Origin of the sequence: Arthrobacter sp. SDTb3-6 (assembly GCF_013376095.1) — a bacterium.
Classification (GTDB): Bacteria; Actinomycetota; Actinomycetes; order Actinomycetales; family Micrococcaceae; genus Specibacter.
The window spans coordinates 1-8,571 of the sequence record NZ_JAAMFN010000071.1 but is presented as its reverse complement, the minus strand read 5'-3'; the positions used below and the strand labels follow the sequence as shown (position 1 = coordinate 8,571).

Annotated in this window: 8 protein-coding genes; 1 reads left to right on the top strand and 7 read right to left on the bottom strand. The window is 68.3% G+C overall.

Annotated features, from left to right (window positions below; translation table 11 throughout):
* Window positions 1–87 precede the first annotated feature (87 nt).
* From G6035_RS18955 to G6035_RS18925, 7 genes are all read right to left on the bottom strand, one after another.
* Window positions 88–846, bottom strand: coding sequence for an SDR family NAD(P)-dependent oxidoreductase (locus G6035_RS18955; RefSeq protein WP_176618657.1), 759 nt, complete (start codon window positions 844–846; stop codon window positions 88–90).
* A complete protein-coding gene (locus G6035_RS18950) occupies window positions 839–1,597 on the bottom strand; it encodes an SDR family oxidoreductase (RefSeq protein WP_176618656.1) in 759 nt (252 codons plus the stop codon). Before G6035_RS18950 ends, G6035_RS18955 begins: the two co-directional genes overlap by 8 nt.
* A gap of 80 nt (window positions 1,598–1,677) precedes the next feature.
* Window positions 1,678–3,396, bottom strand: coding sequence for an FAD-dependent oxidoreductase (locus G6035_RS18945; RefSeq protein ID WP_218063372.1), 1,719 nt, complete (start codon window positions 3,394–3,396; stop codon window positions 1,678–1,680).
* A 103-nt stretch (window positions 3,397–3,499) separates the two neighbouring features.
* Entirely contained in the window at window positions 3,500–4,870 is a 1,371-nt protein-coding gene (locus G6035_RS18940) for an MFS transporter (protein WP_176618655.1), read from the bottom strand.
* Window position 4,871: 1 nt separating this feature from the next.
* On the bottom strand, window positions 4,872–5,195 hold the full coding sequence (locus G6035_RS18935; RefSeq protein ID WP_176618654.1) for a Dabb family protein: 324 nt from the start codon (window positions 5,193–5,195) through the stop codon (window positions 4,872–4,874).
* A gap of 24 nt (window positions 5,196–5,219) precedes the next feature.
* A complete protein-coding gene (locus tag G6035_RS18930; RefSeq protein WP_176618653.1) occupies window positions 5,220–6,908 on the bottom strand; it encodes an FAD-dependent oxidoreductase in 1,689 nt (562 codons plus the stop codon).
* 106 nt (window positions 6,909–7,014) lie between these two features.
* Window positions 7,015–7,809: an IclR family transcriptional regulator gene (locus G6035_RS18925; protein ID WP_176618652.1), complete on the bottom strand. Its 795-nt coding sequence runs from the start codon at window positions 7,807–7,809 to the stop codon at window positions 7,015–7,017.
* 78 nt (window positions 7,810–7,887) lie between these two features.
* Between G6035_RS18925 and G6035_RS20340 the strand changes: the two genes are divergently transcribed.
* Window positions 7,888–8,448, top strand: coding sequence for an SDR family NAD(P)-dependent oxidoreductase (locus G6035_RS20340; protein ID WP_256128129.1), 561 nt, complete (start codon window positions 7,888–7,890; stop codon window positions 8,446–8,448).
* The last annotated feature ends 123 nt before the right edge of the window (window positions 8,449–8,571 follow it).

Genomic DNA, 8,571 nt, shown 5'->3' with positions numbered 1-8,571 from the left:
TTTAGCGGGCGGGCCCCGGCGGGTGCGGCAGGCCGCCGGGGCCTGGCGGCCATGGCGGCACCCGCCAGCACCCTCCGTCGTCCCCGGCTACACGGCGGTGTAGCCGCCGTCGGCCGAGACGACGGCACCAACCACGAACGACGCCCGGTCGCTGGCCAGGAACGCGATGACGTCGGCAATCTCCTCCGGCCGGGCCAGCCGGCCGATGGGCTGCCTGGCCAGCATGGCGGCGCGCGTCTCCTCCGGCAGGCCGGCCACGAGCGGAGTATCCACGTACCCGGGCGCCACCGCGTTGACCCGGATGCCCCGGCGCGCATAGGTCACGGCCGTGGACCGGGTCAGGTTGGCCACCGCGGCCTTGGCCGCCGAATAGGCGGTGCTGTTGCCCTGCCCCACGACGCCCAGGATGGAGGAGACGTTCACGATCGCCCCGCCGCCGTCGAGCATGTGGCGCAGTGCATGCTTGCCCGCCAGGGCCACGCCGGTGAGGTTGATGTCGACCACCCGCTGCCACCCGGCCAGGTCCAGTTCGTGCAGCGGCGCCTTCTGCTCGGCGATCCCCGCATTGGCCACCAGGATGTCCAGTGAACCGAAATGCCCGACGGCGGTGTCCGCCAGGGCGGCCATCGACGGCTCCTGGGTCACATCGGCGCGGACGTGAAGGGCACGCCCGCCGGCCGTCGTGATTTCCCCAGCCACCTCCGCGGCGCGCGGGTCAACGTCGCCAATCACCACCGCCGCACCGTTGCGGGCAAGGAGCAGCGCCGTGGCCCGGCCGATCCCCGACGCCGCACCGGTGATGACGGCGGTCCTGCCCTCAAACAAGGCCCCGTCCCGCTCAGGCATCGGCGCGCAGGTTGTTGCCGGCCGTCTCGCCGCCATCGATCGCGATGGCGCTTCCGGAAATGAAGGTGGACTCGTCGCTGGCCAGGAACACGATGAGATCGGAGATCTCCTTCACGTCGGCATCATGGCCGAGCGGGACCTGGCCGAACCCGCGCTCCAGCCCGGCGGTCATCGGCGTCTTGACCGAGCCCGGATGGACGGAGTTGACCCGGATCCCGTACTCTCCCAGATCGAGGGCGCTCGTCTTGGTCAGTCCCTGCACGCCCCATTTCGCGGCGGCATAGGCGGCGCGGTTCTTGAAGCCGACCAGGCCCGCGATCGAGGAGATGTTGATGATGGACCCGGCACCGGAGGCCTTCATGGCGGGGACCGCGGCCTTCATGCCCAGGAAGTTCCCGGTCAAGTCGATGTCGATGGTCCTGCGCCAGTCCTCCACGGTGGCCTCCTCGACGGAGCCGCGGGTAAAGATGCCGGCGTTGTTGACCAGCACGTTGAGCCGCCCGAACCGCTTGAGGGTCGTGTCGACGGCTGCGCTCCAGCTCCCGAGGTCCGTGACGTCCAGGTGGACGAACAGCGCGTTTTCACCGCCGAGCTCCGCGGCCAGCGCTGCGCCTTCGGCGTCGAGCAGGTCGCCGATCACCACCTTGGCCCCTTCCGCGGCCAGGCGGCGTGCGTGCGAGGCGCCCATGCCGCGGGCGGCCCCGGAGATCAGGGCCACCTTGCCGGCGGCACGTTGGGTGGATCCAGTCATGTTGCTTGTCCTCTGCTTGGTTGCAGGAATTCCCCGGAGGGCCTTCCTTGGGTGTCGGCGTGTGTCGTGTGGTGGCCGGCCTAGACGGCCGCGGCCCGCTCCACGCCGCGTTCTGCCGCAAGTTTGGCGATATCCCGCCCGGCCCGGTATCCGAAGACCAGCGCCGGGCCGATGTGTGAGCCGTAGCCAGGGTAGCCGCCGCCGAAGACGGACACGGCAGCGGAGCCGACGGCGAGCAGGCCCAGGATCCGGGTCCCTTCCGCGGTGACAACCTCCGAGCGGGCGTTCACGCCGACGCCTGCGAAGGTGCCCAGGTCACCCATCTGGATCTTGGCCGCGTAGTAGGGGCCCTTGCCCACGGGTGCAAGGTTTGGGTTGGGCCGGTGCTCCATGTCGCCGCGGAAGTGGTTGTACAGCGTGGAGCCCCGCCCGAAGTCCGGGTCCCGGCCCGCCTCCGCGTGGGGATTGAATTCCGCCACGGTCTGCTGCAGTGCGGCCGCGTCGATGCCCAGTTTGGCGGCCAGCCCTTCCAGGGAGCCGGCCTTGACGAGGTACCCGGTCTTGTAAAAGTAGCCGCGCGGCATGGGCCACGGCTTTGCGTAGCCAATGCCGTACTTGTGCATTGTCTTGGCGTCGCCGATCACGTAGCCGAACGTTTTGTCCTTCCCGGCGTTGTGCCTGATCATCTGCCCGCCAAAGTCGTGGTAGCTCAGGGCCTCGTTGCCGAAGCGTTTCCCGTCCCGGTCGACGGCGACCAGCCCCGGCAGCCCGATGGCCCGCAGGTGCGGGAACAGCCGCTGCCGGCCGTTGAGGTAGCGGAAGACCGTCACGGGCGCCCAGGAACCGACGCTGAAAACCGAGTTGTCGATGTGCCCGCCGGCCGCCAGCGCCAGGCGGGCCGCGTCGCCGTCGTGCCCCACGGTGGGGGTGAAGTGGTCGTCGCCCTGCGGGTCGTGGGGGAAGTATTGCCGGCGGAGCTCCTTGTCCCCGGAGAAGCCGCCGGCGGCCAGGATCACGCCGAGGCGGGCATGGACGGTGCCGGCGTGTTCGCCGCCGAGGACCGCACCGGATACGGCACCGTCGTCGTCCCGGACCAGTGAAAGCACGGGTGTCGACTTCCACATGCGCACGCCGGCGTCGTAGGCGGACTTGGCCATGCGGATCATCAGCGCGTTGCCGTTGCTGCGCAGCACCGAGCGCCCGTAGCGGGCGGTGTCGAACCAGGTGCGCAGGAGCTTGCGGGCCACATAGGTGAAGGATTTCAGCGACTGGTTGACGTGGAAGAACTCGTTGATGTCCGGGCCCACCTGCGGCATGTAGCCAAAGACGGTGTAGGAGGACAGGTACGGCTGGATGAGCAGGCGCTTGTCGCCGAGGATCCGGGCGTCCACATCCTGCGGGATGATGGCGCGCCCGGCCAACTTCGCCCCGGGCAGGTCCATCTGGTAATCCGGGGCCTTTTCCGGATAGGCGAACTTGACGTCGGTCTCGTTCTCGAAGAAGGAGATGGCCTCCGGCACGGTGTCCAGGAACTGGGCCACGCCCTCGGCGTTGAAGGTGTCCGGGGCGAGGTGGCGCAGATACTGCTCCGCCTCGGCCCGGGTGTCGCCGGCGGCGGTGCCGGCCTTGTTGCCCGGCACCCAGGCCCAGCCCGCCGAGATCGCCGTGGTGCCGCCGAAATGGCGGTCCTTCTCTGCGACGATGACACTGAGGCCCTGGCTGGCGGCCTTGAGGGCCGCGGCCATGCCGGCCACTCCCGACCCAATGACCAGGACGTCACATTCGACGGTTCTTGCCATGATGAATTGCTCCGTTTCGATGGATTGTTGTTTTTCCCGGTCAAACCCGGGGGACGGACGTGGGGTGGGCACCCTTGCCGCTGAATGGAAATTGCCGGACGCGCTAGGCGGCAGTGCGTTCCTTGGCGCGGCGTTCGCGTCCGATGCCGCGGTGGAAGGGTTCGCCCAACTCGTCGATGGGGGTGTGCGCGGTTTCCCGGGCGGTCAGGACGGCGATGGCCGCCAGGACGGAGCACACCAGGCCGAACACGGCCACGGGGATCCAGTCCATGGCGCCGTCCGTCATGAGCAGGCCGCCGATCATGGGGCCGAAGCCCGCAACGACCAGGCCCAGCTGGTTTCCCAGGGCCATGCCCGAGTAGCGCACGGGGGTGGCGAACTGTTCGGCGAAGCACGCAGGCCAGACGCCGTTGAAGCCGGAATAAAACACCGTCATGAACAGGAACGACGCGGCGGCGACGAGGACCAGGCTGCCGGTGGACAGGCACCAGAAGTAAATGAACAGGGCCACCGAGCAGCCAATGATGGATCCGAGCATGAGCGGCTTGCGGCCGATCCGGTCGGACAACCGGGCGGCCGGCGGCATCACGAACATGGACAGCCCGATGCTCACGGCGTTGATGGTGAGGATGTCGGTCCGGTCCAGTCCGGCGTGGGCTGTGGCGTAGGAGAGCCCAAAGACCGTGAAGATGGTCTGCATGACGCAAAAGATGGACATGAATAGGACGCGGGCCACATCCGGGGCCTGGAACTTCAACACCTGTCCCAGCGGCAGTTTCTTGATTTCGCCCTCCAACTGGGTTTCCTCGAAGGCGGGCGTCTCATCCAGACGCGTCCGGACCCAGTAGGCAATGGCCAGTACGACGACCGAGGCCAGGAACGGGATGCGCCAGCCCCACGCCATCATGGTGTCCTTGGGCAGGGCGGTAATGGGCACGAACACCAGGGTCGCCAGCACCATGCCGGCGGCGTAGCCGGTCATGACGAAACTGGTGAAGAAGCCACGGCGGCCTTCCGGCGAGTGTTCGAGCGTCAGGGTGGAGGCACCGGCGGACTCGGCCCCCGCGGAAAAACCCTGGAGGAGCCGTGCCAGGGTGAGCAATACAGGGGCCCACATGCCGACGGAAGCATAGCTGGGCAGGAACCCGATGGAGAGCGAGGCCAGGCCCATCAGGCTGAGCGTGAACAGCAGCACGTTCTTGCGGCCCAGCCGGTCGCCGAAGTGGCCCATGACCATCCCGCCGAACGGCCGGGCGACGTAGGCGACCCCGAACGTTGCGAACGCGGCGACCAGCCCGACGGTGGGGTTTTCGGACGGGAAGAACAGGTGCGGGAACACCAGCGCGGCGGCGGTGCCGTAGATGAAGAAGTCGTAGTACTCCAGCGTGCTGCCGAGGAAGGACGCGAGTGCGGCCTTGCCGGGGGTCTTGGCCGGCACGGTGGTGGCGGGCTGTGTGATGGCGCGAGCGGACATGTCAGTTCTCCTCGGGGTGGCCTGTGGGTGGTGCGTCAAGGTGGAAGTCCACGGACAGGATCTGCTCACTGTTCGGGAAGGAGTAGTCCTTGAGCGGTTCGTGCAGCGGGTGGGTGTTGTAGGCGGCAATGTCGTCCACGGTGTCAAAGTCGGCGACGATCGCGTAGTCAAAGGCGCGCCCGGAGCCAACGACGTCGGCTCCGTGGGTGAAGGTGCGCATGCCGGGGATGTTGCCGCGCAGGCGGTCCAGGCCTGTGGTCCAGGCGCGTTTGTCGGCTGCCGGGAAGTCGGCCTTGAACTTGAACAGGACGGTGTGGCGGATCATGGTGCTCCTTGGGGTCTGTCGTGTTTAGGCGGGCACTGCGGCAACGGCCCCGGCTGCCGCGTCGTCGGCGGCGGCGCCCATGGTGCGCTCCGGTTCCAGCCCGGCAATCGTGCGCCCGGCCAGGTAGCCCATGGTCATCATCGGGCCCAGGGTGGCGCCGGCGCCGGGGTACCCGGCGGCGTACGCGCTCTCGGTGGCGTTGCCGGCGGCGAACAGCCCGTCAATGGGGTGCCCGTCGACGTCGAGCACGCGGCCGCGGCCGTCGGTGGCGATGCCGCCGTTGGTGCCGAAGGCGCCGTTGACCACTTCCAGTGCGTAGTACGGGCCGTATTGCAGGGGGCCGAGGGACGGGTTGGGCCAGGGGCAGTTCTCGTCGCCCCAGTACCTGTCGTAGGCGGACTCGCCGCGGTGGAAGTCGGGGTCGGCGCCGATGGCGGCGTGCTTGTTGAAGCGGGCGACGGCTGCCAGGAGGTTCTGTGCCGGGACACCGATCTTTGCCGCCAGTTCTTCCAGGGTGTCCGCCTCGACCAGGTAGTCCGGGGTGGGCTGTCCGGCGCGGTGGTCCATGACGCCGTAGCGTTCCAGGTAGGACTGGTCGAACACCACGTGGGCGGGGGTGTTCAGCGTCCGGTTGTTCGGCGAGTCCCAGGACTGCAAACAGCGCGCCAGGTCGTTGTAGTTCTGGGCCTCGTTGGCAAAGCGCTGCCCGTTCCGGTTGACCATGATGGAACCGGGCCCCTGGCGTTCGAAGCGCAACAGCGAACCGACCGGTTCGCCGTCGCGCAGGGTGCCGGTGATGGACATGGGGGCCCACCAGGCCTCACGGGTCCCGCGCGTCATGGAACCGATGCGCTGGGCCATTTTCAGCCCGTCGCCGGTGTTCGACGGGGGCGAGCACATCGTGTACAGGCGCGAGGCAAGCAGGGAGTCGGCAAGCTTTCGGTCCCATTCAAAGCCGCCCGTGGCGAGCATGACGGCGTCGTTCGCGGTGATGGTTTCCCCGCCTTCAAGTTCGACGCCGGTGACCCGTTCGCCCGTACGCACCAGGCGCACACCGCGGGCCTGGACGGCAAAGGCCACGCCACGCTGGACGCAGGCGCCGAGCAACATCGTGACGAGGGCATGGCCCTTGGCGGTGACGCCGTCGGCGCTGCGCTTTTCGAGCATGTCCCACGGGAAGGAGGTGAATGCGCCCCAGTTTTCGTATTCCTGCATGGTGTAGGGCAGCCGGCCATCGGTGCGCACATGCCCGGCGAGCGCGCCCAGGGCTGCACGCTGGTTGAACAGCTGCGGCTCAACGGTGCGGCCGCCGTCGCGCGCGCCCGGCAGGTCCATGCGGTAGTCGGGGAAGTTGTCCAGGAAGATGAACCTGACATCGAGTTCCTCCTCGACGAAGCGAAGCATGGTGTCGCCGTGTTCGAGTGCTGCATTGAGCAGTTCACCGCGTCCGCGGCCGCGGGCGACGGCGCGTACATAGTCGGAGGCGGCAGCCGTGGAATCGGCGAGGCCGGCGGCCGCGGCATGGTGGTTGTTGGCGATCCAGAGCATGCCGCCGGAGACGGCGGACGTGCCGCCGAGCAGCTGGGACTTCTCCAGGACGATGACGGACTTGCCCGCCTGGGCGGCGGTGGCTGCCGTGGTGAGGGCGCTGGCTCCGGAGCCGACGACGACGACGTCGTAGCGGGCTGCGGGTGTGCCGGTGAGGTAGTGCATGATGGGGCCCTTCCTGTGTGTCTGTGCTCACATCACTGTGGGCCAACGCACACCGGAGGCGTAGTGACATCCCCGTTGAATGGGAAAGGCTGCCTGATTCGTGACGTTAGGGCCGGGGGAGGCTGCGCCGCAGCAGGGCGGCGTCCTCGCCCTGCCAGCCCAGGGCACGGGAGATGCCCCGGGCAGCAGCCTTGAGCACGGGGACGGTGGCGGGGATGTTTTCCCCGTGAATGGGCACCACCACGCTGAGGGCGGCAACAACGTTCCCTTCGGGCCCGAACACGGGCACGGCAACGCCGCTGGATTCGGGCACGATGATCCCGGCCATGGCGCAATAGCCCTGCCTGCGTACATCGGCCAGCCGCCGGCGCAGTTGCGCAGCATCCGTGACCGTGTGCTCGGTGAACTTTGCCAGGGGGCGGGCCAGGACCTGTTCCTGGAATGCCGCGGCCGAGTAGGCCAGGAGCACCAGGCCGGAGGACGCCCCGTGGATCGGCAGGCGTTTGGCGGCCGCGGTGATGTTGACCGTGGAGGAGCGTGAGCCCAACCGTTCGATGTAGAGGACTTCCTCGCCGTCGAGCACGCCGAGCGCGGTGTGGTGGCCGATGACCACCTGGACGTCCTCCATGTGCGGCAGCGCGGCTTCGCGCAGCCCGATGACAGGCGAGGACCGGGAGACCACCTCCCACAGGCGGGTGCCAATGAACAGCCGGCCGGCACCCTTGCGCTCCAGCAGCCCCTCCGCGGTGAGTTCATCAACCATGCGGTAGGCCGTGGTGAGGGGCAGGCCGGCGCGGCGGGCCAGCGCGGCGACGGTCAGGCCGTTGCGCGAGCCGTCAAAGGCATCGACGATTTTCGCCACACGACGGATGACGGACTCGCCCGACTGCGAGTTGGCCACGTTGCCTCCTGCTGTTCACGTACCGGATCCCTGCGGCTCCCAGCCTACCCAGCGGGCTTCAGCCGCTGCCCGATCGGAATGGCCCATGCAGCCAGAGGACATCGTCGCATCCATCACCGGCGGAGGATCGGCGCCCGATCTCGCGACCGCACAGACCATCATCGCCGAGGCGCGAAAGTCCTTGACATTGCCGCGGCCTCCGCAGGAGTCGGCGGGGAGGGCGACGTCGTGACCTCGACCGTCGACAACTGGAAACGCACCAACGGCATCGACTATTCGGGCGTGTTGTACACCAACAAGCACGTCATTGAGCAGTTCCTCAAGCAGGGCCGGGGCGGCGTGCTGGCCAACATCGCGTCCATGTTCGGCCTCGTGGCCGTCCCGAACAACATCGCCTACTCGGCTTCGAAGGGCGGGGCAATCAACATGACGCGCGCTGCCGGAACCATGTACGCAAAGGAGGGCATCCGTGGGAACGCGGTGGCCCCCGGGATCATCCGCACACCGCTCATTGACGAGCCGACGCTGGAGCAGTACGCCGGCCTCCACCCGGCCGGCCGTGTCGGGGAGGCCCAGGAAGTTGCCGACCTCATCACCGGTGCGACCATTCCGATCGACGGGGGATATACCGCCGTTTAGCACTCAACCCGCAACAACGGGGCGCGTCCTTCCCCTTCCGGGAGGGCGCGCCCCGTTGCATGTCTGCAGCGCAAGGGGGCCCGGCGGGGATGGTGCACCCCCGCCGGGCCCCCTTTTCAGGCT